Source organism: Streptomyces tubercidicus (genome assembly GCF_027497495.1).
Lineage (GTDB): Bacteria > Actinomycetota > Actinomycetes > Streptomycetales > Streptomycetaceae > Streptomyces > Streptomyces tubercidicus.
The window spans coordinates 1,219,676-1,245,796 of sequence record NZ_CP114205.1 but is presented as its reverse complement, the minus strand read 5'-3'; the positions used below and the strand labels follow the sequence as shown (position 1 = coordinate 1,245,796).

Sequence of the window (26,121 nt, the reverse complement as noted above, 5' to 3'; positions counted from 1 at the left end):
GGCGTGGCGGGTGAGGGGGCGGTCGAACGGTCGGCCGCCCGTCACCGGGAGGCAGGTGCGCTAGCTGACGCTACCCACGACCGGGTAGTGGTCCGAGAGATTGGAGTATGTGTAGTCCTTGCCCCAGCTGGAGACCGTCCAGGGGGCCGACTCCTCCTTGATCACGGTGTTCTGCCAGCCAGTGGGGCGGGCGTGGCCGTTGCGGTACAGGAGGTAGTCCAGGTCCTCGCGAGGGTCATCCGGGTAGCGGTCCTTCGCGATGGAGTTGTCTTGGGTGTCGAAGGAGTAGGGGTGGCCCGTGCGGCGGTCGGCGGGCGCCAGGTCGGCGTTGGCGAGCAGCGCGTCGTACTCGGCGCTGTGTGAGTCGACGTTCAGATCGCCCGCGACCAGGACCTCTTCGTCCGCCGGGATGTTCTTGGCGTCCAGGAAGGCATCCATCTCCTTGAGCTGCTTGGCGCGGTCGCCGGCCGCCTCGCCCGCCGCGCAGCCGGGGTCGGTGGACTGGGTGTGGGTGCCGACCACATGCACCCGGGTGCCGTTCACGTCCAACACCGCATAGACGAAGCCTTTGTTGGAGAGGTTGTCCGCACCGCAGGCGTCCTTGTAGACGTACTGCTCCTTGCGCAGGATCGGCCACTTGCTCAGCAGCGTCACCCCGCCGTCCTCCGGGGTGACGGCGGAGTAGGTGCCGCCGGTGGCGTCCCAGCCGCTGCGGCTCCGGCCCATTACCGGGGTCTGGTGCGGATACTGCGCCGCGACCCGGGACTTCAGCGCCTCGGAGGAGGAGTTGTCGAACGCTTCCTGGAGCACCACGACGTCCTGGCCCTGGAAGAAGTCCGCGTCCGCGATCGCCTGGGCGCGGTGCTCCTGGCCCCAGTTGGGGTGGCCGGGCCGAAGCCATTGCCGGGGAGTCGTGGCGTGTCGCCTCGGGAGCCTCGTCGTGCCGCGTTAGGGGCAGGGTCAGGGGCCGGGCTGCGGGCTCGTGAGGGCCGCGCCGTGAGCGGTGTGTACGGCGGCCAGGGCGGTGATGGCGCTCTGGGTCCAGGACATCAGCGCCCGTTCGCGGCTCGGCGGATCGTCGCAGGCCGGGCGGCCGAACGCGCCACATGAGCTCTGCTGGGCGAGGAGGAAGGAGACGGCATCGCGGGTGATGCGGTGCTGCGCCCGACCGGCGTGGGCGGCGTCCCGGATGAAGCCGGCGACCTGCCCCAGGTGGTAGTTCTTCCAGGCGCCGGGCAAGTCGGCGAGGGTCGTCTCCAGCGCCGGGGGCGGTGCTTCGGTACCACCGGTCAGTGCGGCCGCACGCTGCGGGGCGAGCAGCCCCAGCGCGACGAGGCGTTGGACGTTGTGCACCGCCTGCGGGGGGACCCGGTCCAGGAGTTCGACGGCGGCGGCGGTGGACTTGAGGAACAGGTCGAGGGAGGCGCAGGTGATCCCGTGAGCCCGCAGACCGGACGCGAATTCGCCGACGACCTCCATGCCGTGCCGCTGCCACACCTCCGCCTCCGCGTCCGCGAGACGTTCGGAGAAATCGAGGAGCAGGGGGCGGGCGAGCCCGGGGTCACCCAGGGCCCCGGCCCCATGGGCGACGGCCGCCGCGGCGGGCAGGGTGGCGGCCGGGGCGTGGCGCAGGCTCGTGTCGGCCAGCCACGCCACGGCCTGGCGGAGCGGCTGTTCCACGGGCAGGCGGGGCGCCGGTGCGGATGGCCGGGGCCTCCGGGCCACTCTGGGGCTGCGGTCCAGGAGTGCGGCCAGGGCCGCGACGATGGTGGTGTGGTAGCCGGTGGCCCAGTGCCGGTACGCGTCGTCGCCGTCGGCGAGCCCGGGATGGACCACACCGGCCGGCCCGTTGACCCGCCCGTCGGCCTCTTGCACCGCCGTGAGGAACTCCCATGCCCGGCGGGCTTCTTCGGAGTCCCGCACCCCGAGGCACAGCAGGCAGCACAGAAGTTCCCCCACCAGGTCGGCGTTGCCCTGGCCGAGGGTGAGTTCGAGGAGCGCTTCGAGCAGCTCCACCGCCGCGCCCGGATCGAAGCCCTGCGGCCAGCGGGGCTGGCGGAGGCCGAAATCCGTGGCGTAGAAGATCGTGTGGGTGATGGCGTAGATATCGCGGTCGGTGAGCTTGATGACGTTGGGGCGGTTGCAGAGCAGGGTGAACGGCAGGACCTGGTCGACGGCGGGCAGGGTGTGCGGGACTCCGCACAGCTCCAGGGTGTGCAGCAGATCGAGCTGCCGGTAGGGAATCCGCTCGAAGACCGCCGCATATCCGCCGGCCGCGGCCTGGGTGATCAGCCGCCGGAACTCCGGGTCCTCGCGCCCGCAGAGCCGGAGTGCCGCATAGGTCCCCGCGTACAGCAGGAGGGCGGCTTCGTCCCGGGCGATCAGTTCCCGGTAGGAGGGGCGGGCCGCGATCCCCTCGACCTGATCGAGGAGGGCCGTGTAGTCGCCGTCCAGTGGTTCCGGGTCGAGGCGGGCCCGCAGTCCCACCAGGAATGCCGTTTCGATGAGGGCCTTGCGGGCGAACAGCACCCGGTCCGTGGCGGCCTCGTCGGGGTCGATCAGAGTGCGGCGCGCAGCGAGCCAGGCGACTGCCTGGGTCTCCACCGCGCGCCTTTGTGACGAACCGTCACCGGGCTGCGTCGTGTTCACTGAATGCCTCCCGGCGATCGGCGTGGTCAATGGCTCAGCTGCCCGCAGCGGAGTCGTCTTCCGCGACCTGGTTGGCGACTACGAGGACGTAACGCTCCCAGGCGAGTACGTAGCCGGCCACATCGTCGAGCTGGCTGACCTGGTCGACGACTCGCTGCAACGGAACGGTGAGGTCGACGAGTCCGCTCGTCCGCAGGAAGTCGAGTGCCTTACGGGCATCAACCGGCGGGGGGCAGGGCGGGGGACAGGACATGAGTTGCTCCTTTCGGGTGGTTCGGGTGTACATGGCGAGTGTCGCGTTCCGTAATCTCCTTGTCACTATCCGCGGCTAGTGGGAAAAGTGGTGATTTGATCGCTCCAGCTCAGGGGTTTATCGCGCGGCGAAACCACTCTTGGAGGTGAATGTCCGCTGTGGGATCACGGTGATTGCGGTGGGGCGGCGCCATACGGCCGGGGGGCGAGTGACGGCGTACACTCCGCGGCCCGCTCGGCGGGGCGCGGCCGGGAAGCCGATTGCTGACGCCCGCCTATGGCGCGGCCTCGCCTGCACCTGCTCGCGTTCAACTCGCGGGTCCGTGCAGGCGCTTTCGGTACCCTCGCAGGTTGCGGAGAGCGGGCCCCGCGTCCGCTGATCGCGGAGAGTCACCGTATGATGATTAATACCATGAATACGGTAAAAAATGAGCCAATTCCCCCGCCGGTCGGAGGTGTGCTCTGGTCGCTGGCCGGGGACATCCGCATGCTGCTGACGCTGCCGGCCGCGCTGGCCATGCAGGTCGCCCACCCGGCGGTGGGCGCCGGGGTGGATGACCACTCCGTGTTCCGTACGGATCCCTGGGGACGTGGCGAGCGGTCGCTGGCCTCGCTCCAGCTGTGGGTCTACGGAGGGGAGGCCGCGGCCGCGGAGGGGCGCCGGCTGCGTGCGCTGCACAAGACCATCCAGGGGACCGACGCACACGGCCGCGCCTACCACGCGCTCACCCCCGCCTACTACGCCTGGGTGCACGCCACCGGCTACCCCGTCTTCCGGCATGCGCAGCACTATCTCGGCCGCCCCTTCACCGAGGCGCAGGAGCGGGCGCTGTATGCGGAGTGGCTCCAGGTGGGGCGGGTGCTGGGCATTCATGACCGTGATATGCCGCAGAGCATCGAGGAGTTCTGGCCGTATTACCAGAAGGTTCTCGACAATGAGCTCGAAGAGACCCTCGTGGTCAAGGAGTTGCTGGCGACCGACGTGCCGCTGCCGGCGCCCGACCGCGGCCCGCGATGGCTGCGGCTGATCCTGCGCCTGTCCTGGCCGTGGCTGCGACCGCGGTTCGCCCGCTGCCGGCGCTTCATCACGATCGGGCTGATGCCGCCGGACGCCCGGCAGGCCATCGGTCTGGAGTGGACGGACGCCCAGGAGCGCAAGCTGCGCCGTCTGGGGCGGGTCGTGCGTGCCGTGGTGCCGGTGCTTCCGGAGCGGCTGCGGTTCATGCCGACCGCGCGCCGGGCCCGGCGGGCGGCTCGCGGCTGACGAAGCGGCGCGCCAACGAAGCGGCGCGCCAACGAAGCGGCGCGCCAACGAAGCGGCGCGCCAACGAAGCGGCGCGCCAACGGAGCCGGGGGACACCCGGCTCCGTCTTGTTCAGCGCCCGCGCCGGCGCACCGGCTCAGTGCCCGTACACCGCCTCAGCGCCCGTCCATCAGCTCAGTGACCGTGCGCCCCGTGCGTGGCCGCGATCTGCTTCCACGACTTGGGTTCGGCGACCGGGGTCTGCCGGGCGCCGAGGGCCTGCTTGGCCGCGCCCGCCGTGGGCCGGGACGGCTGGAAGAGCCAGGTGTCGAAGAAACCGCCCAGCTGCTTGCCGGACTTCTTCTCGGCGAACTTCACGAAGTCCGCGACCGAGGCGTTGCCGTACCGGTTCTCCGTCGGCCAGGATTTGAGGAGGCCGAAGAAGACCTTGTCACCGACCTTGTTGCGGAGCGCCTGGAGGGTCAGCGCGCCACGGTCGTAGACCGCGCCGTCGAACTGGTTCTCCGCGCCCGGGTTGCCCGGCTTGACCTTCCAGAACGGGTCGTCGGCCGGGTGCTGGGCGTAGACGTAATCGGCCAGTTCCTGGGCGGTGCCCTCGCCCTCCTTCTCCGACCACAGCCACTGGCTGTAGGCGGCGAAGCCCTCGTTGATCCAGATGTCCTTCCAGTCCTTCAGCGAGACGCTGTCGCCGTACCACTGGTGCGCCAGCTCGTGCACCACGACGGAGACGTTCGTGCCGCGGTCGAAGGCCTTCTTCCCGTAGAACGGGCGGGTCTGGGTCTCCAGCGCGTACCCGGCCGGCACGTTGGGCACATAGCCGCCCACCGCGTTGAACGGGTAGGCGCCGAAGACGCTTTCCAGCCACTCGGTGATCTCGGTGGTGCGCTCGATGCTCGCCTTCGCCGAGCCCTCGTTCGCGCCGAGGTCCTTGCTGACGGCGTTGATCACCGGCAGGCCGTTCGCGGTCTTGTCGGTGGTGATGTCGAACTTGCCGACGGCCAGCGTCGCCAGATACGTCGCCTGCGGCTTGTCCGAGCGCCAGTTGTAGCGCGTCCAGCCCAGCTTGGAGGACTGCGAGGCCAGCACACCGTTGCTGAGCGCCTGGGTGCCGTCCGGGACCGCCACCGAGATGTCGTACGTCGCCTTGTCGGTGGGGTGGTCATTGCTCGGGAACCACCACACGGCGGCGTCCGGCTCCTGGGCGACCACACCGCCGTCGGGCGTACGGGCCCAGGCGCTGTAGCCGTCGATCTTCACCTGGGAGGGCTTGCCCGTATAGCGCACCACGACGCTGATCTGCTTGCCCTTCTCCAGCGGGGTGGCCGGAGTGACCTCCAGCTCGTGCTTGCCGGAGGTGGCGAAGGACGCCTTCTTGCCGTTGATCCGGATCTCGCTGACCTTGAGGCCGAAGTCCAGGTTGAAGCGGGAGAGATCCTGGGTGGTGGTGGCCAGCAGCGTGGCCGTGCCCTCCAGCAGGTCCGTCTTCGGCTGGTACTTGAGCCGCAGATCGTAGTGGGAAACGTCGTAGCCGCCGTTTCCGCTCTCCGGGTAGTAGGTGTCGCCCACACCCGGAGCGCCCGGGGTGAAGTCGGCCGCGGAGGCCGGTATCGCCAGCAGCAGGCTGAGTGCGACCGCGCCCGGGACGAGGAGTCTGTGACGCACGAGTCCTCCAACTCGTAGGGGGGATGGCTCTGTTCAGATCTGTCCAGACCCTATGTACTGAGCCCGGTCAGCGTCATGTACATGGCCTGATCTGACACATGACCGACATGAACCCCCATCCGTCCCTCCGGTTCTCGCGACGGAAAAGCTACCCATGGACCTGTTTTCGGCCGCCGCGCGGTTCGCAGTGCCCGGACATGCTCTTACGCAGGGGAGTTGGGCCGCGCTACCGTCCGCCCGTGACGATTCCTGCGCGGATCCCCCGCATCCCCTTCACCGTGCTCGTGATGGCAGCGGTCGCCGCCCTGCTGTCCACCCTGATCGGGCCGGCCGCCGCGCAGGCGGCGCCCCGCGAGAGCAGACCCGTCTACTCCTACGACCGCGCGATACGCGAATCGGTCTGGGTGGACACACGGCTGGACGGCGACGCGGACGGGAGAACCGACCGCGTCGCCGTCGACATCGTGCGGCCCGCCGAACCCGCACAGCAGGGCCGCCGGATCCCCGTGATCATGGACGCCAGCCCCTACTACTCCTGCTGCGGGCGCGGTAACGAGAGCCAGAAGAAGACCTATGACGACCGGGGCCGGCCGGTCGGGTTCCCGCTCTTCTACGACAACTACTTCGTGCCGCGCGGCTATGCGACGGTGCTGGTCGACCTTGCGGGCACCAACCGCTCGGACGGCTGCTCCGACGTCGGCGGCCGCTCCGACATCCGGTCCGCCAAGGCCGTCGTCGACTGGCTCGGGGGCAGAGGCCGCGCCTACACCGCCCGTACGGGAGGGCGCGCCGTCACGGCCGGCTGGTCCAACGGCCGCACCGGAATGATCGGCAAGAGCTGGGACGCCACCATCGCGAACGGCGTCGCGGCGACCGGCGTCAAGGGCCTCAAGACCATCGTCCCGATCGCCGGCATCTCCTCCTGGTACGACTACTACTTCGCCAAGGGCGCCCCGCTCTACGACTCGGGACCCGACTCCCTCGCCGATGTGGTCGACAGCCCCGAGGCACGCAAGCGCTGTGCGGCCGTGCAGCAGAAGCTCGCCGACGGCGCGCCCCGGACCGGCGACTGGACCCGGCTGTGGACCGAGCGGGACTACGTCCGCCACGCGGACAAGGTCCGGGCCAGCGTCCTCCTGGTGCACGGCATGCAGGACCTCAACGTCCGGACCCGGCACGCCGGGCAGTGGTGGGACGCCCTCGCCCGGCACGGTGTCGAGCGCAAGATCTGGCTCTCCCAGACCGGGCATGTCGACCCCTTCGACTACCGGCGGGGCGCCTGGGTCAAGACCCTGCACCACTGGTTCGACCACTATTTGATGGGCTATGACAACGGCATCGAGCGCACGCCGATGGCCGATATCGAGCGCGCGCCCGGCCAGTGGTCCACCGACCCGCAGTGGCCCGCTCCGGGCACCGCGCCCACCACAGTGCGGCCGCGCGGCGGCACCGCACCCGGCGTCGGCGTACTGGGAACCCGTAAGGCGCCGCAGGGTGCGACCGAGAGCTTCACTGACGACCCGAAGCTGAGTGAGGCCGACTGGGCCGCCGGGATCGATGACCCGACGGCCGCCAAGGCCGGGTTCCGCACCGGGCCGCTGCGTGCGCCGCTGCGGCTGTCCGGTTCCGGCTCGGTGACCGTGACCGTCACCCCGAGCACCTCGACCGCCCATCTCTCCGCCGTCCTGGTAGACCTCGGCCCCGACACCATCCGCAACTACGCGGCCGACGGCGAGGGCATCACCACCCTTGACCGGCGCACCTGCTGGGGCGCCGGAACCACGGGCGACACCGGCTGCTTCAAGGAGACCGCCGCCGACACCCGGAAGGTCGCCCACACCGTCTTCAGCCGCGGCTGGGCCGACCTCGGCAACTACGCCGACCCCCACAAGGGCCGCCCGCTCACCCCCGGTAAGCCCTACACCCTCACCCTCGACCTGGCCGCGAGCGATCATGTCGTGCCCGCCGGGCACCGGCTCGCACTCATCGTGGCCGGCACCGACGCCGGTCTGATCGACCCGCCAGCGTCCCGGCCGAAGCTCACCCTCGACCTGTCCCGTACCTCCGCCGCACTGCCGCTGACCGGCGGCGCACCGGCCTTTGTACGGGCCACCGCGGGCGCACCGGGGCATCCGGACGCCGCGGCACCGCTGGACGGCATCGCCCCGCCGCGCTCGGTCAGCCGCCTGCCGGCCGGGAGATGACCCCGGGGGCCGCCCGACCGCGGGCGGCCCACCTGGTTCCCCCCTCCACCGCTCATCCAAGGGAGGCTCCTCCTCGTGATACCCCGCTCCCACCGCCTCGCCGTGGTGCCGCTGGCCATCGGGCTGACGGCCACCCTCGGCGCGACCCCGCCGACCGCTCCCGCCGCGACCGGAACCCCCGCACCCCGTACGGGATTCGAGACCAGCCATGGCGCCCGCTGGACCGGCCAGGCCGAGGAACAGGACTTCCTGACGGCCGTCGACCGGGGCTCGGTACGCGTACGGATCGACCGGATCGGCACCACCGGACAGGGCCGCCCGCTGCGGCTCGTCCGGATCGGCGCCCCCGCGCCCGAGCGCCCGGCGGAGGTCCGCCGCGGCAACTCCGTCCTGCTGATCTGCTCCCAGCACGGGGACGAGCCCTCCGGGCGCGAGGCATGCCTGACCACCGTCCGCGATCTCGCCTACGCCAAGGATCGGGCGACCCGGCGCTTCCTGGAACGCACCACCGTGCTGGTCGTACCCACCGCCAACCCCGACGGCCGGGCCGCGGACACCCGCGGCAACGCCGACGGTGTGGACATCAACCGCGACCACATCGCCCTGGAGACCGCCGAGGGCAGCGCGATGGCCGAGGTCATCCGCGACTACCGCCCCGACACCATCTACGACCTGCATGAGTACGGCCCCACGGCCCCGTACTACATGAAGGACGTGCTGTCGCTGTGGCCGCGCAATCTCAACACCGCGCACGGGGTGCACCGCGAGGCGGCCGCGCTCTCCGAGGACTTCGTGCGGCCCGCCGTCCACCGGGCGGGCTTCTCCACCGGCGTCTATGGCATCTGGACCGACCCGGAGACCGGTGACCCCGTCAAGCAGGTCGCGGGCGACGGCCAGGAGCGGATCCTGCGCAACACCGCGGGTATCAAGGGCTCGGTCGGACTGCTCGTCGAGACCCGGGTCGATGCGCTCACCGACGCCGAGCGGGCCGACCCCGCGCTCAACAACCGCCGCCGGGTGGACTCCCAGCTGGCCGCCCTGGATGGCGCCTTCACCTTCCTCGACCGGCACCGGACACGGATCGAGACGGCCACCACCGCCGCCCGGCTCACGGGCTATACCGACCGCGGTCCGGTGTATCTCGGCGGCGCGGATAACGAACCGGCCACCGAAGCGCAGATCCTGTCCGACCCACCTTGCGCCTACCGCCTCAAAGAGGGACAGTTTGCGCAGGTCAGAGATGAACTGGTGCGGCACGGAGTGGTGTGGCGCCGGGAACGTGACGGTGTCGTCGTGCCGCTGCGCCAGCCGCTGCGGAAGCTCGTTCCGCTGCTGTTGGACCGGAGGGCCGGTTATCACCTTACGGTCGCGACGCCCCTCAACGTCTGCCGTCGTGTGGTAGGGGGTAACGGGTAAGGAAAATATGGCCCATTGAAAGGTTGACACGTGTCGGACACAGTCAGAGAAGCCGGTGACGGGGGTGGCACGCCCTCCGTGACGGACATCCCCGATGACCCGCGGCTGCACGGACCCCCACAGACCGACCGTGTGGTGTTCGGTGTGACCTCATTGCTCACCCTTGCCTTCATCGCCTGGGGAGCGTCCTCCACCGAATCCCTCAAAAACGCATCGACCTCGATGCTGAACTGGGTGATCGACAACGGCGGCTGGGCATTTGTCCTCTCCGCCTCCGGATTCGTGATCTTTGCGATCTGGCTGGCCGTGAGCAAATACGGCCGGATCACGCTCGGCAAGGAGGGCGAGGACCCCGAATTCCGCACGGTGTCATGGATCGCGATGATGTTCAGCGCGGGCATGGGCATCGGTTTGATGTTCTACGGCGTCAGCGAGCCGCTGGGGCACTTCTCCACTCCACCGCCGGGCACCGATCCCCAGGATGCCGCCCAGGCGATGGACACCGCGATGGCCACCACGATGTTCCACTGGACGCTGCACCCCTGGGCGATCTATGCGGTCGTTGGTCTGGCCATCGCTTACAGCTGCTTCCGGCGGGGGAGGCGGCAGACGATAAGCGCGGTGTTCACGCCACTGATCGGCACCCGGCGGGCGAACGGCTGGGGCGGCCGGGTCATCGACATCCTGGCCATCTTCGCCACCCTCTTCGGCTCCGCGGCCTCGCTGGGGCTCGGTGCGCTGCAGATCGGCAGCGGCCTCAAGGTGCTCGGCTGGATGGACAGCGTCAGCACCACCCTGCTGGTCGGTGTCATCACCGTGCTGACCATCGCCTTCATCCTGTCCGCGGTCTCCGGTATCGCCAAGGGTGTCCAGATGCTGTCCAACATCAATATGGTGCTGGCGGTGATCCTGGCGGTCTTCGTGTTCGTGGTCGGACCGACCATCCTCATCCTCAATCTGGTGCCGACCTCCCTCGGTTCGTTCATCGGCCAGCTGCCGCAGCTCGCCGGCCGTACGGAGGCCAGCAGCGGTGACGACGTGGGCGGCTGGCTGCGCAGCTGGACGGTCTTCTACTGGGCGTGGTGGATCTCCTGGACGCCGTTCGTCGGCATGTTCATCGCCCGGATCAGCCGGGGCCGCACCATCCGCCAGTTCATCGGCGGGGTCATCCTCGTCCCGAGCGTGGTCAGCCTGGCGTGGTTCGCGGTGTTCGGCGGCTCGGCGATGAAGCTGCAGGCCGACAAGAAGCTGAGCGGGTCGAGCACCCCCGAGGGCCAGCTCTTCGACGTGCTGCACCAGTACCCGCTCGCCACGGTCATGAGCATTCTGGTGATGATTCTGGTCGGCATCTTCTTCGTGTCCGGTGCCGATGCCGCGTCCATTGTCATGGGCACCCTCTCGCAGAAGGGGACCTTCGAGCCGACCCGGCTCGTGGTGATCTTCTGGGGGGTGGTGACCGGTGCGGTCGCCGCGATCATGCTGCTGATCGGTGGTGGTTCGGACGATGCGCTGACCGGCCTGCAGAATCTGACGATTCTGGTGGCGGTGCCGTTCATGGTCGTGATGATCGCCATGTGCTGGGCGCTGATGCGTGATCTGCGCAGCGATCCGCTGATCGTGCGCGGCCAGAAGGGCGAGGAAGCCGTCGAGCTGGCCGTGATCGCGGGCCATGAGCAGTACGACGGTGACTTCGAGTTCCAGATCGGACCTGGCGGCAACGGAAATGGCAACGGGGACGATGACGGCAGCGGCGTCGATGAGGACGACGGCGCCGGAGTCAGGAGCGGCGGTTAGCCCGTCTCCGGAGCGGCGCCGCCCGGCCCCGGCCGAGGTGCCGCCGCGATGACGAAGGGGCCTGCGCACGACCGGAAGGTCGCCCGCAGGCCCCGCGTCCGTCCCGGACCGGGTTACTTCTTGAAGCTGTAGTCCATCAGCTTCTTCGCGTCAGCGGTGCGGTTCTCCACCGAAGAGGAGGCGAGAACCGTGCCGATGACCGTCTTGCCGCCCCGAGTGGCGGCGAAGACCAGGCAGTACTTGGCCTCCGGGCCGGAGCCCGTCTTGACGCCGAGGGTGCCCGAGTAGCTGCCGAGCAGCGCGTTGGTGTTGGTCCACGACATGTTGCGGTAGCCACCGCTCTTCGTCGTGACCTTCTGCGTGGTCGACTTCGTCTTCACGACCGTACGGAACGTGGAGTACTTCATCGCGTTGGACGCCAGCTTGGTCAGGTCGCGCGGAGTCGAGTAGTTCGCGCCCTTCCCGATGCCGTCGAACGAGTCGAAGTGCGTGTTCGTCAGGCCGAGCGACTTGGCCGTGGAGTTCATCTTGCCGATGAACGACTTGACCCGCTCGGCCCGGGTGGAGCCGCTGCCGAACTTGTCGGCCAGCGCGTACGCCGCGTCGCAGCCGGACGGGAGCATCAGCCCGTACAGCAGCTGGCGGACGGTGACCTTGTCGCCGACGATCAGCTTGGCCGACGAGGCCCAGTTGTTGTCGACGATGTAGTCGCTGTACGCCTTCTGGACGGTCACCTTGGAATCAAGGTTGAGGTTCGGCTGGGCCAGCACCACCCGGGCTGTCATGATCTTGGTGGTGGAGCCGGTCGAGCGACGGGTGTCCGCGGCCTTGGTGAAGAGGCTCTTCCCCGTGCCGTTGTTCATCACGAAGCCGCCCTTGGCGGCGATCGTCGGATTCTTGGGCGCAGCGGCCTGCGCAGGAGCGGTGAACGCCCCGGCCGTCAGAACGGCTCCCGCGGTGACAGCGACCGCGGATACGCGACGAATGCCCTTAATGCCGTTTTTCAAAATGGATACTCCAAATATCCCTGCAGTGCGGCCATATAGGAATGGCGCTTGAAGGTGAGACACATGAGAAGGGGAAATGGATGTGCGCTCGGGGCGGAAAAATTCCGCTCGGGGGAGGGGAGGCGGACGCGGGGGCAGGGAGAAGCCGGCCGCGCCGTCTTACCGGTGTGCCGGCCCGCGGCCCTCCTGGACCTCTCGCGCCATCCGCAGCACCTCGTCCGCGCACCCCCACGCCACGGTCACACCCCCGCCGCCGTGCCCGTAGTTGTGGACGCACGGCACGCCGCCGGACAGCCGCTCCACCGCCAGCCGCACCGCCGGGCGGGCCGGGCGCAGCCCCACCTTGTGTGCCAGGACCCGGGCTCGCGTCAGCTCCGGGAAGCGCCGGGCGGCGCGCGCCACGATGGCCTCCGCCACCGCCGGATCCGGCTCCGTGGACCAGGCGTTCTCCCGCGCCGTACCGCCCACCACCAGGCCGTACGGCTGGGGCAGCAGATAGGTGGTGTCCGTCGCCCCCGAGTCGGCGGAGACATACCACTCCTCGATGCCGGGGTTCTCCACCACCACCAACTGCCCCTGGACCGGGTGGACTCCGGGATCGGGTACGAGCTCGCGGGCGCCGAGTCCCGAGCAGTTCACGACCACATCCGCCGACGCTCCGGCCTCCTCCAGCGAGGCGACCTCGGCCCGCTCGATGACCCCGCCCGCCGCCGTCAACCGCCGTTCCAGATAGCGGAGATGGGCGGGCATGTCCACCAGGGGAGTACGGGCCCGCCAACCCGACGCGCTGCCCTCGGGGAGTTCCTCCGCGCGCGCCCGCCGCAATCCGGGCACCGCGGCGTACCAGGCGGCCAGACCGTCCTCGACACCGTCGCCCGCGTCCGCCGCCGCGCCCCCGCCGCCCGTTGTGGCCGTCATCGTGCCCATCACCATCCGGGCGCCCGTCTCCTCCGGCCGCCGTGCGAGGTCGGTGAGCACCTGGAAGGAGCGTACGGCCCACGCCACCGCCCGCTCGTACGGCTGGATGCGGTACGGCCAGCACAGCCCGCCCGCCACCGCCGAGGTCGTCCCATCGGCCGCGTCACGGCTCAGTACCCGTACCCGGTGGCCGTCCTCGGCCAGTGCGATCGCCGATGTCAGGCCGATCACCCCACCGCCGACCACGCGTACGTCCAGGTCATCCGTGTTGCTCGTCATGCCGGGACGCTAACCGCTGTGGCGGGCACGGAAAAGGGGCGGAAAAGGGGAGGACAGTGCGGGAGCGGCAGCGCGAACGGAGGCTGCCCGTGGTGGGGGTGGAGCCCGCCGACGAGGCGGTACGGCTCGCGGACCTCCCGGCGTACGGAGCCGACAGCGCATCCCGCCCGAAGCCGGCAGCGCGTCCCGTCCAGAGCCGGTTCGCCCGCCCGCCATCCGTTCGTGATCATGCGGAAACCCCGCGGCAGTGGTGTGGACCATTTCGGACCTTAGGCTGGTAGCAGCACCGTCGGCCGATGACGCCCCTCGGAACCGCTTACCGCCGTCCGTACGCCGTCGTCTGAGGAGGCTCATGCTCCGCGCGCCGCGCGCCGTGCCCGCCTGGCTGGCCCATCCCTTCCACTGGCAACGGCTGCCCGTACCCTGGGCGGCCGTTGCCCGCGGTGCGCTGTGCGCGGGGCCGCTGCTGGGGGCGGGCATCGCGACCGGCCACCCGGCGCCCGGCGTCCTCGCCGGACTCGGCTCGATGCTGGCCGGGGTCAACGACCGCCCCGGCACCCGGCGCACCGGCATCGTCCATATCGGCCTGCCCGCGCTCGCCTCGGCGCTCGGCATGCTGATCGGCGCCTCGCTGCGGGCGGCCGACGCGGGCTGGTGGCTCCTTCCCGCGCTGTTCGCCGTCGGCTTCGTCTCCGGCGCGGGCAGCGTGGCCGGGCCGGTGCGCTCCAACGCCGGGATGCAGATGCTGGCCACCACCATCCTGGGCGCCGGAATGCCGCTGCCCGGTGCGCCCTGGGCGAAGGCCCTCTATGTCCTCGCCGGCTGTCTGTGGCTGCTTCTGCTACGGCTGGTGCTGCGCTCGCCCCGTCCCGCGGGCGGTGCCCTCAGCGGCGAGCGGGCCGCGGTCGCCACGGTCTTCGACGCGCTCGCCGACGCCCTGGGCGCGGCCGGCGGGCCCGGCGCCGAGTCCGCCCGGCGACGGCTCACCGCCGCCCTGGACCGCGCCGACGAGGCCGTGCGGCTGCGGCTGCTCACCAGTCGGCTGCTGCGCCGGTCGGCCCGTACGGAAGAACTGCTGCTCACCGAGCGGTTCGCGGCCGCCACCGCGCTGTGCGAGGCCAGTGTGGCGCTGCTGTGGGAGGCCCGCCCATTGCCGTCCCGGGTGGCCGAGAGCCCCCGTAAGTTCGCCGAGGCCCTGCGCACCGGGCGGTCGCCGGGCCGGCTGTCCGCTCCGGAGACCAGCACCGCCGCGCGCGGCGCCTTCGACCAGGCCCTGCTGGACGCCGTGGTCACCTTCGCCCGGCGGGAGCCGGAGTCGCCGACGGGAGCGGAGCCGGCAGCGGCCCCGGCGGGCCGTCCCGCCTGGGTGGCCCGGCCCGAGGCCGTGGTCCGCGGGGCGCTGGGTGCCGTAGGCGTGCGGACCCGGCGCGGGCGCGGCCTGTTCGGGCCGGCCGGGCGGGACTACGGCCTGCGGGTCGCCGTCTGCATCACCGCGAGCGTCGCCGTGGCCCTGCTGCTCCGCGCCGACCACTGGTACTGGCTCCCGGCGACCGTCACCTTCCTCGTCAAGCCGGACCTGGGCCCGCTCTTCTCCCGTACGGTCAACCGCTTCGCCGGGACGGTCGCGGGGGTGCTGGTCTTCGCCGGGGCGGGACTGCTGCTGACCGGTTCGTGGTGGCCGGCGCTGATGGCCGGCGCGGGCGGTGCGCTGCTGCCGTTCGCCACCCGCCACTTCGCCCTGCAGACCGTCGCGATCACCCTCATGGTGCTGTCGTTCGTGCATGTCAGCGGCGACCCGGAGGCCGCCGCCGAGCGCCTCGTGGACACCTCCATCGCCTGCGGCATCGTCCTCGTCGTCGGACATCTGCCACATCTCGCCGACCCGCGCCGCCGGGTCGGGCACCGGGTCACCGCGGCGCTCCGCAGCACCGAGCAGTTCCTGCGGCACGTCCTGGAGGCGGAACCGGGCGCCGACCCCACCCGTCGGCTGGCGCTGCGCCGCGCCGCCTACCGGGCGCTGGGGGAGGCCAGGGCGGCCGCGGAGACCGCCGCGGCCGAACTCCTCGCCGCCCGCGACCGCAACCCCGACTGGCTGACGGTCGTCACCGCGGCCGAACGCATCGTGGACGCCGCCACCGCCTGTGCGGTACGCCTCGACCACGGCGCCCACCGCCCCAGCACCGCCGAGGCCGAGGGCCTGTGCCAGGCACTCTCCGCAATGGCCGACGCCCTTGAGGAACCCCACCGACCGCCCGCACAGCGCCCATCCGGCCCGGACCTCCCACCCGTCCCGGACTGCGCCACCCTCACGGACGTGGCCGTCGAACTGGAGCGGATCCGGGGGCATGCGGAGGCGGGGTGAGATGGGGTGCGCAGTACCGGGGATGGGGAGCCGGGGCCTGGGGGGCGAACCGCCCCGCACGGCGGCGTCCTGGCCGGCGGATTCCGATCGCCGAGCGCGCCAAGCCCCGTAAGACCGTCCGCGGCGGGGAGACTACGCACTAGCAGATCCGCGGCTGAGCGGGACCGCCCCCGCAGCGGGCGGGGGCGGGAGAGCGGTCTCCCACGGTCCCGTCCTCCGCGCCCGGACGAGAAGGAGGCAAAGCTGTGGCGCCCTTGCGATGGGAGGCGTTTCTGGCGCAGGTTCAGGAGCGTGGCGAATACGGCTCACCACAGGAAGCGGAACGGGCGGCCCGGGTCGTCCTGGCTCTGCTGGGTGCGCATCTGGTCGGTGAGGAACGGGCCGAGCTGGCCGCTTACTTGCCGGAGACCTTCGCCCTGATCCTGCTCAACCCGCTCCAGGCCGCCGAGCCGCTGGACCCCGCACGGTTCGTCCGCGCCACGGCGGCCTGGATCGAGGGCGCCACCGAGGAGACCGCGAAGTGGGATGTCGGCGCGGTGCTCAGCGTCGTCGCCGACGCCGCCGACGAAGACCTCATGCAGCGCGTGCTGCTGCAACTGCCGCCGGACTTCGACCTCCTCTTCGGCCATCCCCGGTTGGTGTGATCAGGGCCTGGGGGACGCCTCCTCGCTGGCGGAGTCGTCGCAGCCGTTGTAGTTGTCAGCGGGGAGCCGGGTCCGCGCCGACGCGCCCCGCCGGGCCACCACGTGGGCCAGGCCCGCCAGGACGAGCGCGAGCGCTGTGAGGAAGGCGCTCACCCACAGCGGCGCGCGGTAGCCGAGGCCCGCGGTCAGTGCGGCGCCACCGCACCAGGGGCCCAGCGCCGCGCCCACGTTGAGCGCCGCCGTGGCGAGCCCGCCGCCCAGCGTCGGCGCCCCGGTTGCCGCGTAGAGGATCTGGGAGACCAGGGTGGAGCCGACGGCGAACGACAGCGCCCCCTGGACGAAGAGGAGCGGCAGCGTGGCCAGCGGGCTCCCGGCGGTGAGGGCACTCGCGATCCACCCGGCGAGCAGGGCCGGTCCGCCGAGCGCCAGGAGGCGGAGCGGCCGGGTATCGGCCAGGCGGCCGCCCGCGCTGACCCCGGCGAACGACCCCAGGCCGAAGAGCGCGAGCAGGGCGGGCACCCAGCCGGTGCCGAATCCGGTGACCTCGGTGACCAGCGGCGCGAGATAGGTGAAGGCGCAGAAGGTCGCGCCGTTCACCAGGGCGCCGAGGAGCAGCAGCACCACGAGCCGGGGGCTGCGCAGGGCGCGCAGTTCCGCGCCTGTGCGGGAGTTGCCCGTAGAGGGCCGCGGGGCGGGGTCGGACGGCACCGACCACAGGATCGCGAGGACGGCAGGCACCGAGACCAGCGCCACCGCCCAGAACGCCGAGCGCCAGCCCCACACCTCACCGAGCAGCGCCCCGGCGGGCACACCCGCGACACACGCCATGGTGGTGCCCCCGAGCAGCACGGAGGCGGCACGGCCCTTGGCGTCGGGGGCGACCATCGAGGTCGCGGTCGCCAGGGCCACCGCCAGGAACCCGGCGTTGGCCAGCGCCGCGACGACCCGGGTGGCCAGCAGCACCCCGTAGTCGGGGGTGACCGCACCGAGGACATGGACGAGCAGGAACGTGATCAGGAAGGTCAGCAGCGCGCGACGCCGGGACCAGCGCAGGCCCAGCAGCGCCGGCAGCGGCGCGCCCACCACCATCCCTACGGCGAAGGCCGAGGTCAGCCCGCCGGCGGCGGAGAGCGAGACATCCAGATCACGGGCGATGTCCGGAAGCAGGCCGGACAGCATGAATTCGGAGGTGCCTTGGGCGAAGACCGCAAGGCCGAGCAGATAGAGAACGAAGGGCACAGCAACACTCCGCAACCACAGGGGGGATCGACACGGCGCGGCGGCAGGCACAGCGGTACCCGTGCGGAGGTGAAGGGAGCGACCGTCCGGCCGGGCAGGCGTGGCTACCGCGCGAAACGACCTGAGGCGTCAGGGAGTTGACGCAGCGTCAGGTGAGAAGCAGTCCGTACTGCGGCGATCCGGTGGCAGGGGAGCGTGCGGCACGGAAGCGTGCCGGGTGGTGCGCGATGGCGCTGTGACGGCGCGACCGCGAGACAGCCCAGGGAGCCACCGGAGGGCCGGTGGCTAGCGTCTTGATGCCTCGGGGCTGGACATGCGGGCAGATTAATCGAGCCGGCCGGCCTCGTCCAGGTAATAAACGGGTGGGCGCCGGCCGGCGGACCGGCGGCAGCGGGACTCGCCCGCTGCCGCCGGACACCGGTGGATGGCTCAGCGGCCGCCGCGGTCCTTGCCCAGGAGCCCGGCCCGCCGCAGGGCGTCCGCCATCGCGTCGTTGGCCGGTCCGGCGTCCCGGCCGCCCCGGCGGTCACCGCCGCGCGCTCCGCCGCCGCCCTGGCGCTGCCGCGGCGCACCGCCACGGGCGCCCTCGCGCGGCCCGCCGCCGCTGCCGCCCCGGCGCTCGCCGCCGCGTTCGCCGCCACCGCGCCGCTCGCCGCCACCCGCCGACGCGCTCTTGCCGTGCTCATCGTCCAGCCGCAGCGTCAGCGAGATCCGCTTCCGCGGGATGTCGACATCGAGCACCTTGACCCGCACGATGTCGCCGGGCTTGACCACGTCCCGCGGGTCCTTGACGAAGGTCTTCGACATCGCCGAGACATGCACCAGACCGTCCTGATGGACACCCACATCCACGAACGCCCCGAAGGCGGCGACATTGGTCACCACGCCTTCCAGGAGCATCCCCGGCTGCAGATCGCCGATCTTCTCCACGCCTTCCTTGAAGGTCGCGGTCTTGAAGACCGGGCGCGGGTCGCGGCCCGGCTTCTCCAGCTCCTGCAGGATGTCGCTGACCGTCGGCAGGCCGAAGGAGTCATCGACGAAGTCCGCGGCCTTCAGGGTGCGCAGCACCGCCGTGTTGCCGATCAGCGAACCGACCTCGCTGCCCGCCGTCTTCACCATCCGGCGCACCACCGGGTACGCCTCGGGGTGCACGCTGGAGGAGTCCAGCGGGTCCTCGCCACCCCGGATCCGCAGGAAGCCCGCGCACTGCTCGTACGCCTTCGGGCCGAGCCGCGCCACGTCCTTGAGGGCCTTACGGGAGCGGAACGGGCCGTTGTTGTCCCGGTGCGCCACGATGTTCTCGGCGAGGCCGGAGCCGATGCCCGACACCCGCGAAAGCAGCGGCGCCGAGGCGGTGTTGACGTCCACGCCGACGCCGTTCACACAGTCCTCGACCACCGCGTCCAGCGAGCGCGACAGCTTCACCTCGGACAGATCGTGCTGGTACTGCCCGACACCGATCGACTTCGGGTCGATCTTGACCAGCTCGGCCAGCGGGTCCTGCAGCCGGCGGGCGATGGACACCGCGCCGCGCAGCGACACATCCAGCTCGGGCAGCTCCTGCGAGGCGAACGCGGAGGCGGAGTACACCGAGGCACCGGCCTCGGACACCATCACCTTCGTCAGCTTCAGCTCCGGCTGGGCGGCGATCAGATCGGCGGCCAGCTTGTCGGTCTCGCGGGACGCGGTGCCGTTGCCGATCGCGATCAGCTCGACATCGTGCTCGCGGGCCAGCTTCGCCAGCGTGGCCAGTGAGGCGTCCCACTTCTGCTGCGGCACATGGGGGTAGATGGTCTCCGTGGCGGCCACCTTGCCGGTGGCGTCCACGACGGCGACCTTCACGCCCGTACGGAAGCCGGGGTCCAGACCCATCGTGGCGCGGGTACCGGCGGGCGCCGCCAGCAGCAGATCGCGCAGGTTCGACGCGAAGACCCGTACCGCCTCGTCCTCGGCGGCCTGCCGCAGCCGCAGCCGCAGATCGATCCCCAGGTGCACCTGGACCCGGGTGCGCCAGGCCCAGCGGACGGTGTCCTGCAGCCACTTGTCGGCCGGACGGCCCCGGTCCGCGATGCCGAAGCGGTGCGCGATGGACTGCTCGTACGAAGTCGGCCCCTCGGTGGCCGCCGACGGGTCCTCGGGCTCCAGGTTGAGGTCGAGGATCTCTTCCTTCTCGCCGCGGAACATCGCCAGCACCCGGTGCGAGGGCAGTTCGGTGAACGGCTCGGCGAAGTCGAAGTAGTCGGCGAACTTCGCGCCGGCCTCCTCCTTGCCCTCGCGGACCTTCGCCGCCACCCGCCCGCGCGACCACATCCGTTCGCGCAGCTCACCGATCAGATCCGCGTCCTCGCCGAACCGCTCGGTCAGGATGGCCCGCGCGCCCTCCAGGGCGGCGGCCGGATCGGCGACCCCCTTGCCGTCGTCCACGAACGCCGCGGCCGCCGCGGCCGGTTCCACCGACGGATCGCTCAGCAGCCCGTCGGCGAGCGGCTCCAGGCCCGCCTCCCGCGCGATCTGTGCCTTGGTGCGCCGCTTGGGCTTGTACGGGAGGTAGATGTCCTCCAGCCGCGCCTTGGAGTCGGCGCCGCAGATCTGCGCCTCCAGGGCGGCGTCCAACTTGCCCTGGGATCGTACGGACTCCAGGATCGCGGTCCGCCGCTCCTCCAGTTCCCGCAGATAGCGCAGCCGCTCCTCCAACGAGCGCAGCTGCGCATCGTCGAGCATCTCGGTGGCTTCCTTGCGGTAGCGCGCGATGAACGGAACGGTCGAGCCGCCGTCGAGCAGTTCGACCGCGGCCTTCACCTGCCGCTCCTTGACGCCGAGCTCCCCGGCGATCCTCGCTTCGATGGACCCGAGGGCCCCGATGGGCTCAGTGGATGCCGTCACGTTGATCCAGACCCGCCTTCCAGCGCTTGCTTGAGCCTGCATTGTGCAGGGTGGCGGCCCGGACTGTCGCGCCGCCCAGCCGCCAGAGGGTCCGCGAAGTCACCTCGTCCGTCCGTGAGCCGGGAGGGAGGTGACGGACGCCCCTGGCGCCGGGGTGCGCGAGGACGTACGCACACCCCGGCGCCAGGGGAGCACTCCTCCGGAGGGCGCCTTACGTACCGGAGCGCGCCGCATCGCCCCGGATCATCACTTGCCGAACATCACCGCGGGGAAGGCCCCGGCGTTCATGGCGGTGGTGGTGAAGCCGGTCGCCAGCTCGGTGAGCCGGGCCACGCCCTCGGCGCCCAGGTGCTCGTACGGGGCCTGGTCCAGCCGGTCGGTCGTCCGCTCCAGCTCCTTGCGCAGCAGGATGCCGGCCTCGGTCAGCTCGCCCGCGGTGTCCAGGAGCCCCCGCGACCGCAGCCGTTCCTGCGCCTCCTGCCACTCCTCCTCGGACCAGCCACGGGTCGACATGATGGCCTGGTGGCTCATGCCCCGGCCGGTGGCGGTGTGGGTGACCAGGGCTTCCAGCCCGTCCAGTTCGGCGTCCAGCAGGGCTATCAGGTGGCCGTCACCGCGGTGTTCGCGCAGCAGGGTCGCGGCGTGCCAGTAGGCCAGGTGCGGGGCCTCCGGCACTGGCAGATCGGCGTGCGCGGCGTACAGCGGCCGGGCCTGGCGGGTGCAGCCCTCGGCGGCGCGCAGCGCCAGCTTCGCCGCCTCCGCCATCTCCGGCGACTCGACGGCCTCGGCGCCGAGCAGCCGGCGCAGCGTGGCGTCCGCGGCGCGCAGCCGGGCGTCGAGCACCTGCTGCGGTGTGGTGAGCGTCCAGACGTGCGGGACGTGCTGGGCGATGAGCTCGTGCTTGAAGTTGTAGAAGGTGGCCGTGATGGTGCCGGGGCCCACGGCCCCCATGGCCGCGCCACGGCAGGCGAAGTAACCGGCGCTGCGGTTCTCGATGCCGAGCTTCGCCATCTCCCCGGACAGCTCCGGCGCGAAGTAGTGCGTGGAGTGGAACGGGTTGACGACGTTGTGGCAGGTGCGGCCGGCCTTCTCGGGCAGTGCACTGGATGAGGTCATACGGGCAGGGTACCGACCCGTCGGTATGGGGCCGTTCCAGGGGCCCGGACGACGGGTGCGCCGACCCTCCCGCCGCTGCCCGATGGCAGGAAAGGTGGGTTTTTCGTCATTGCCGCCATCGCCGACGCTGCCCAGGATGGACGGCATGGAACAGCGCGATGTGCTCGTGGTTCTCTTCGACGGTGTGCAGGCCCTGGACGTCTGCGGACCGCTCGATGTCTTCAACGGTGCGGCCCAGTGCGTCCCGGGCTCCTACCGGATCCGCACCGCCAGTCTTGACGGCGCCCCGGTCCGCACCACCAGTGGGCTGACGCTCGTCCCCGACCTCACCCTCACCGCCGCCGCGGCGCCGCACACCCTGCTGGTCCCCGGCGGTCAGGGCACCCGTGCCCCCGACCCCCGGCTGATCGCCTGGCTGCGCGAGCACGCGCCCCGCGCCCGGCGGAAGGTCTCGGTGTGCAGCGGAGCGCTGCTGCTGGCCGAGGCCGGGCTGCTGGACGGCCGCCGGGCGACGACCCACTGGATGCTCTGCGACACCCTCGCCAAGCGCTTCCCCGCGGTGCAGGTAGAGCCCGAGCCGATCTATGTACGGGACGGCGACCTGGCCACCTCCGCGGGCGTGACGGCCGGAATCGACCTCGCGCTGGCTCTCGTGGAGGAGGACCACGGCCGGGACCTCGCGCTGGCCATCGCCCGGCATCTGGTCGTCTTCCTGCGGCGGCCGGGCAACCAGACCCAGTTCAGCGCCCAGCTCGCCGCCCAGACCGCACAGCGCCGGCCGCTGCGTGACGTCCAGCAGTGGATCACCGAGAACCCGGAGGCGGACCTCTCCGTCGACGCCCTCGCGGAGCGCGCGCGGCTCTCCCCGCGGCACTTCGCGCGGGCGTTCCGCGAAGAGACCGGCATGACACCGGGCCGCTATGTCGACCGGGTGCGGCTGGAGGCCGCCCGGCGGTGCCTGGAGGACACCGCCGACGGCATCGAGCAGGTGGCGCGCCGCTGCGGCTACGGCACCCCCGAGGCGATGCGCCGCGCCTTCCTCCGCGTCCTGGGCGCCTCCCCGGCCGAATACCGCCGCCGCTTCCAGCCGGCCGGCCCGCCCGTACCGACTGCCTGAACCCCGCCGGTTGCCACGAAACCACCGCGCCGGCACCCACCACCGACGACAGGAAACGACTTATGCAGCTCGCGATCCTTCTCTACGACCGCTTCACCGCACTGGACGCCATCGGCCCCTACGACACCCTCAGCCGGGTGCCGGGAGTGGAGACGGTGTTCGTCGCCGAACGCACCGGCCCGCACCGCAACGACCTCGGCTCGCTCGGACTGGTCGCCGAGGCGACGCTGGACGAGGTCACCGCGCCGGACATCCTGGTCGTGCCGGGCGGCCCGGGGCAGCTCGCGCACATGACGGACGGCCCGCTGCAGGAGTGGATCCGCGCCGTGGACGCCCACACCACCTGGACCACCTCGGTATGCACCGGCTCGCTGATCCTCGCCGCCGCCGGTCTGCTCAAGGGGCGCCGGGCGACCTCCCACTGGCTGGCGCTGGACCAGCTGCCCGGCTTCGGTGCCGAGCCGACCGGGGAGCGGGTGGTCTTCGACGGCAAGTACGTGACGGCGGCCGGCGTCTCGTCCGGTATCGACATGGGGCTGACGCTGGCCGGCCGGATCGCCGGGGACACCGTGGCCCAGACGATCCAGCTCGGCATCGAGTACGACCCGCAGCCGCCCTACGACGCGGGCTCCCCGGAGAAGGCACCGGCCGAGGTCACCGCGAAACTGCGGCAGGGGAGCCGGGACGTGCTGATGGGGGAGGCGTAGCCACGGACGTCCCGTCGCGTAGCCACGGACCTCCGGGCGGGCGGCCGGTCGTCCCCGTAGGGCGTTCGTTCAGTCCGTGGGCCAGGTGAAGCGCGGCGCCCTGCGCTCCAGGAAGGCGGCGGCACCCTCCGCGGTGTCGCCGCTCGCGCGCGCCTGCGCCGCCCAGTACGCACCGCGCTCCTCGGCCTGGGCAGGCGGTACGTCCCAGGTCCCGTTGGCCAGCTCTTTGGCCGCGGTCTGGGTCAGCAGCGACCGGCTCGCGAGGACGGCCGAGAACTCCGCCACCCGCTTGCCCAGCTCCCCCTCGGCCAGCACCTCGTCCACCAGCCCCGTACGCAGCGCCCGCGCACAGTCGATCAACTCCCCGGAGAACAGCAGGTACTTGGCGGCGGAGAGTCCCACCAGCCGGACCAGCCGCCGGGTGGCGGACGCCGGATAGGCCACCGCGAGCTTGGCCGGCGTCACCCCGAACAGCGCGCCCTCCTCCGCGAACCGCAGATCACACGCGGCCGCCAACTGGGCGCCGCCGCCCACGCAGTAGCCGCGTATCGCCGCCAGCGTCGGCCCGGGGAACGCCGCCAGCGCCTCCTCGGCCGCGACCGCCAGCCCCTGCGACTCACCCGCCGCCTCCCGCAGCGCACCGATGTCCGCGCCCGCGCAGAACGTCCCGCCCTCGCCGGTCAGCACCAGCGACCGGACGGCACGGTCGCCCGCCAGCCGCTCCAGCAGCGGCGGCAGATCCCGCCACATCTGCACCGTCATGGCATTCCGCTTGCCGGTATTGCTGATGGTGACGGTCGCCGTGCCGTCGCTGACATGCGTCTTCAGAGCGGGTTCCATGCTCGGATATTAGAGCGCCCGCCAGGACGGGGCCGGATACGATCGCGGCCTGATGTCAGCAACTCTCGTCGCCAAAGACCTCGCCGCCGGCCACGGTGAGCGCGTCCTGTTCTCCGGCCTCGATCTGGTCGTCGCCCCCGGGGATGTGATCGGCCTCGTCGGCGCCAACGGGGCGGGCAAGTCCACCCTGCTGCGCCTGCTGGCCGGCCTGGACACCCCGGAGGACGGCACGCTCGCCCTCGGCCCGCCCACCGCCACCGTCGGCCATCTTCCCCAGGAGCCCGACCGCCGGCCGGGAGAGACCGTACGGGCCTTCCTCGCCCGCCGCACCGGCGTCACCGACGCCCAGCTCGCCCTGGACACCGCCACCCAGGCACTGGTCGAGGAACGGCCCGGCGCGGACGACATCTACGCCACCGCACTGGAGCGCTGGCTGGCCCTGGGCGCCGCCGACCTCGACGAACGCGCCGAGGAGATCGCCGGCCGGCTCGGCCTGACCATCGGCCTCGACCAGCCGATGACCACGCTCTCCGGCGGCCAGGCCGCCCGCGCCTCGCTCGCCTCACTGCTGCTCTCCCGTTACGACGTCTTCCTGCTGGACGAGCCGACCAACGACCTGGACCTGGACGGCCTCGGACAGCTGGAAGCCTTCGTCACCGGGCTGCGCGCCGGTACCGTCCTGGTCAGCCACGACCGCGAGTTCCTGACCCGTACGGTCAACCGCGTCGTCGAACTCGACCTGGCCCAGCAGCAGGTCAACACCTACGGCGGCGGCTACACCTCCTATCTGGAGGAGCGCGAGCGGGCCCGGCGCCACGCACGGGAGCAGTACGAGGAGTACGCCGACACCAAGTCCGCTCTGGAGACCCGCGCGCACACCCAGCGCAACTGGATGGAGAAGGGCGTCAGGAACGCCCGCCGCAAGGCCCCCGACAACGACAAGATCGCCCGCAAGGGCCGGGTGGAGGCCACCGAGAAGCAGGCCGCCAAGGCCAAGCAGACCCAGCGCCTGATCGAGCGTCTCGACGTCGTCGAGGAGCCGCGCAAGGAGTGGGAGCTGCGGATGGAGATCGCCGCCGCGCCCCGGGCCGGCGCGGTCGTGGCCACCCTGCGCGGTGCCGGTGTCCGGCGCGGCGACTTCCGCTTCGGCCCGGTGGACCTGCAGATCGACTGGGCGGACCGGGTCGCCATCACGGGCCCCAACGGCTCCGGCAAGTCCACACTGCTCGCCGCCCTCCTCGGCCGGCTCCCGCTGGACGCCGGGCACGCGGCGCTCGGCCCCGGCGTGGTGGTCGGCGAGGTCGACCAGGCGCGCGGGCTGTTCTTCGGCGACGACCCGCTGATGGACGCCTTCCGGGTCGCCGTACCGGATCTCTCGCCCGCCGATGTGCGCACCCTGCTCGCGAAGTTCGGCCTGAAGGCGGCACATGTGCTGCGCCCGGCGCGCACCCTCTCGCCGGGGGAGCGGACCCGCGCCGCGCTGGCCCTCCTCCAGGGCCGCGGGGTCAACCTCCTCGTCCTGGACGAGCCGACCAACCATCTCGATCTGCCGGCCATCGAACAGCTGGAGTCCGCGCTCGCCTCCTACCCGGGCACCCTGCTGCTGGTCACCCACGACCGCCGGATGCTGGAAGCGGTGCACACCACCCGCCGTATCGAGGTCGACGGCGGACGGATCACCGACCGGGCGGTGTGAAAACCCCGGGACCGGCGGCCCGCGCCACCCGTGGTGATTATCGATTTGGCCCTGGGGCCGCCGACCCGTACT

At 71.5% G+C, this 26,121-nt stretch carries 18 protein-coding genes and 1 pseudogene; 9 read left to right on the top strand and 10 right to left on the bottom strand.

Features of this window, described 5'->3' with window-relative positions; translation table 11 throughout:
- Positions 1 to 60: 60 nt before the first annotated feature.
- The 3 genes and pseudogenes from sph to STRTU_RS05270 form a co-directional block, all read right to left on the bottom strand.
- Positions 61 to 885 (bottom strand): annotated as a pseudogene (gene sph / locus STRTU_RS05280) (sphingomyelin phosphodiesterase); the annotation flags it as partial.
- A gap of 75 nt (positions 886 to 960) precedes the next feature.
- Entirely contained in the window at positions 961 to 2,604 is a 1,644-nt protein-coding gene (locus tag STRTU_RS05275; RefSeq protein ID WP_174878810.1) for a DUF6895 family protein, read from the bottom strand.
- Positions 2,605 to 2,683: 79 nt separating this feature from the next.
- Complete coding sequence (locus STRTU_RS05270; RefSeq protein WP_085922571.1) at positions 2,684 to 2,902, bottom strand: hypothetical protein; 219 nt, start codon at positions 2,900 to 2,902, stop codon at positions 2,684 to 2,686.
- A 411-nt stretch (positions 2,903 to 3,313) separates the two neighbouring features.
- On the opposite strand from STRTU_RS05270, the gene STRTU_RS05265 reads away from it, so the two are divergent.
- Positions 3,314 to 4,165 carry an oxygenase MpaB family protein gene (locus tag STRTU_RS05265; RefSeq protein ID WP_174878809.1) on the top strand — a complete coding sequence of 284 codons (852 nt, stop codon included), beginning with the start codon at positions 3,314 to 3,316 and terminating at the stop codon, positions 4,163 to 4,165.
- Between the two features lie 174 nt (positions 4,166 to 4,339).
- Here the strand turns inward: STRTU_RS05265 and STRTU_RS05260 are convergent, their stop codons facing one another.
- The gene (locus tag STRTU_RS05260) at positions 4,340 to 5,827 is read right to left on the bottom strand and encodes a M1 family metallopeptidase (protein WP_159742463.1); all 1,488 of its coding nucleotides are present in this window, start codon (positions 5,825 to 5,827) and stop codon (positions 4,340 to 4,342) included.
- Positions 5,828 to 6,114: 287 nt separating this feature from the next.
- On the opposite strand from STRTU_RS05260, the gene STRTU_RS05255 reads away from it, so the two are divergent.
- The 3 genes from STRTU_RS05255 to STRTU_RS05245 all read left to right on the top strand — a co-directional run bounded on the left by STRTU_RS05255 (position 6,115) and on the right by STRTU_RS05245 (position 11,241).
- A complete protein-coding gene (locus STRTU_RS05255) occupies positions 6,115 to 8,031 on the top strand; it encodes a Xaa-Pro dipeptidyl-peptidase (protein ID WP_159746709.1) in 1,917 nt (638 codons plus the stop codon).
- Positions 8,032 to 8,106: 75 nt separating this feature from the next.
- Positions 8,107 to 9,447: a M14 family metallopeptidase gene (locus tag STRTU_RS05250; RefSeq protein ID WP_159742462.1), complete on the top strand. Its 1,341-nt coding sequence runs from the start codon at positions 8,107 to 8,109 to the stop codon at positions 9,445 to 9,447.
- A 78-nt stretch (positions 9,448 to 9,525) separates the two neighbouring features.
- Positions 9,526 to 11,241, top strand: coding sequence for a BCCT family transporter (locus STRTU_RS05245; protein ID WP_159746708.1), 1,716 nt, complete (start codon positions 9,526 to 9,528; stop codon positions 11,239 to 11,241).
- Between the two features lie 113 nt (positions 11,242 to 11,354).
- Here the strand turns inward: STRTU_RS05245 and STRTU_RS05240 are convergent, their stop codons facing one another.
- Both STRTU_RS05240 and STRTU_RS05235 read right to left on the bottom strand, forming a co-directional pair.
- Complete coding sequence (locus tag STRTU_RS05240) at positions 11,355 to 12,248, bottom strand: D-alanyl-D-alanine carboxypeptidase family protein (RefSeq protein WP_159742461.1); 894 nt, start codon at positions 12,246 to 12,248, stop codon at positions 11,355 to 11,357.
- A 159-nt stretch (positions 12,249 to 12,407) separates the two neighbouring features.
- On the bottom strand, positions 12,408 to 13,445 hold the full coding sequence (locus tag STRTU_RS05235; RefSeq protein ID WP_159742460.1) for an FAD-dependent oxidoreductase: 1,038 nt from the start codon (positions 13,443 to 13,445) through the stop codon (positions 12,408 to 12,410).
- A gap of 352 nt (positions 13,446 to 13,797) precedes the next feature.
- On the opposite strand from STRTU_RS05235, the gene STRTU_RS05230 reads away from it, so the two are divergent.
- Together STRTU_RS05230 and STRTU_RS05225 are read left to right on the top strand one after the other, a co-directional pair.
- On the top strand, positions 13,798 to 15,807 hold the full coding sequence (locus tag STRTU_RS05230) for an FUSC family protein (RefSeq protein ID WP_159742459.1): 2,010 nt from the start codon (positions 13,798 to 13,800) through the stop codon (positions 15,805 to 15,807).
- Positions 15,808 to 16,061: 254 nt separating this feature from the next.
- On the top strand, positions 16,062 to 16,451 hold the full coding sequence (locus tag STRTU_RS05225) for a DUF2267 domain-containing protein (RefSeq protein ID WP_159746707.1): 390 nt from the start codon (positions 16,062 to 16,064) through the stop codon (positions 16,449 to 16,451).
- Here the strand turns inward: STRTU_RS05225 and STRTU_RS05220 are convergent, their stop codons facing one another.
- From STRTU_RS05220 to STRTU_RS05210, 3 genes are all read right to left on the bottom strand, one after another.
- A complete protein-coding gene (locus STRTU_RS05220; RefSeq protein ID WP_159742458.1) occupies positions 16,452 to 17,690 on the bottom strand; it encodes a Cmx/CmrA family chloramphenicol efflux MFS transporter in 1,239 nt (412 codons plus the stop codon). It abuts the gene before it with no gap.
- A 429-nt stretch (positions 17,691 to 18,119) separates the two neighbouring features.
- Entirely contained in the window at positions 18,120 to 20,573 is a 2,454-nt protein-coding gene (locus STRTU_RS05215; protein WP_159742457.1) for a Tex family protein, read from the bottom strand.
- Positions 20,574 to 20,819: 246 nt separating this feature from the next.
- Positions 20,820 to 21,689: an SCO6745 family protein gene (locus tag STRTU_RS05210; protein ID WP_159742456.1), complete on the bottom strand. Its 870-nt coding sequence runs from the start codon at positions 21,687 to 21,689 to the stop codon at positions 20,820 to 20,822.
- 145 nt (positions 21,690 to 21,834) lie between these two features.
- Between STRTU_RS05210 and STRTU_RS05205 the strand changes: the two genes are divergently transcribed.
- Positions 21,835 to 22,806 carry a GlxA family transcriptional regulator gene (locus tag STRTU_RS05205; protein ID WP_159746706.1) on the top strand — a complete coding sequence of 324 codons (972 nt, stop codon included), beginning with the start codon at positions 21,835 to 21,837 and terminating at the stop codon, positions 22,804 to 22,806.
- A gap of 62 nt (positions 22,807 to 22,868) precedes the next feature.
- Positions 22,869 to 23,513: a DJ-1/PfpI family protein gene (locus tag STRTU_RS05200; protein ID WP_159742455.1), complete on the top strand. Its 645-nt coding sequence runs from the start codon at positions 22,869 to 22,871 to the stop codon at positions 23,511 to 23,513.
- A 69-nt stretch (positions 23,514 to 23,582) separates the two neighbouring features.
- Here the strand turns inward: STRTU_RS05200 and STRTU_RS05195 are convergent, their stop codons facing one another.
- Complete coding sequence (locus STRTU_RS05195) at positions 23,583 to 24,353, bottom strand: enoyl-CoA hydratase/isomerase family protein (protein ID WP_159742454.1); 771 nt, start codon at positions 24,351 to 24,353, stop codon at positions 23,583 to 23,585.
- A gap of 52 nt (positions 24,354 to 24,405) precedes the next feature.
- On the opposite strand from STRTU_RS05195, the gene STRTU_RS05190 reads away from it, so the two are divergent.
- Positions 24,406 to 26,049: an ABC-F family ATP-binding cassette domain-containing protein gene (locus STRTU_RS05190; protein WP_159742453.1), complete on the top strand. Its 1,644-nt coding sequence runs from the start codon at positions 24,406 to 24,408 to the stop codon at positions 26,047 to 26,049.
- The last annotated feature ends 72 nt before the right edge of the window (positions 26,050 to 26,121 follow it).

Coding starts and splice junctions, on each gene's coding strand:
- STRTU_RS05270 (WP_085922571.1), bottom strand. CDS start 2,902: ATGTCCTGTCCCCCGCCCTGCCCCCCGCCGGTTGATGCCCGTAAGGCA.
- STRTU_RS05265 (WP_174878809.1), top strand. CDS start 3,314: ATGAATACGGTAAAAAATGAGCCAATTCCCCCGCCGGTCGGAGGTGTG.
- STRTU_RS05255 (WP_159746709.1), top strand. CDS start 6,115: ATGGCAGCGGTCGCCGCCCTGCTGTCCACCCTGATCGGGCCGGCCGCC.
- STRTU_RS05235 (WP_159742460.1), bottom strand. CDS start 13,445: ATGACGAGCAACACGGATGACCTGGACGTACGCGTGGTCGGCGGTGGG.
- STRTU_RS05230 (WP_159742459.1), top strand. CDS start 13,798: ATGCTCCGCGCGCCGCGCGCCGTGCCCGCCTGGCTGGCCCATCCCTTC.
- STRTU_RS05210 (WP_159742456.1), bottom strand. CDS start 21,689: ATGACCTCATCCAGTGCACTGCCCGAGAAGGCCGGCCGCACCTGCCAC.
- STRTU_RS05205 (WP_159746706.1), top strand. CDS start 21,835: ATGGAACAGCGCGATGTGCTCGTGGTTCTCTTCGACGGTGTGCAGGCC.
- STRTU_RS05200 (WP_159742455.1), top strand. CDS start 22,869: ATGCAGCTCGCGATCCTTCTCTACGACCGCTTCACCGCACTGGACGCC.
- STRTU_RS05195 (WP_159742454.1), bottom strand. CDS start 24,353: ATGGAACCCGCTCTGAAGACGCATGTCAGCGACGGCACGGCGACCGTC.
- STRTU_RS05190 (WP_159742453.1), top strand. CDS start 24,406: ATGTCAGCAACTCTCGTCGCCAAAGACCTCGCCGCCGGCCACGGTGAG.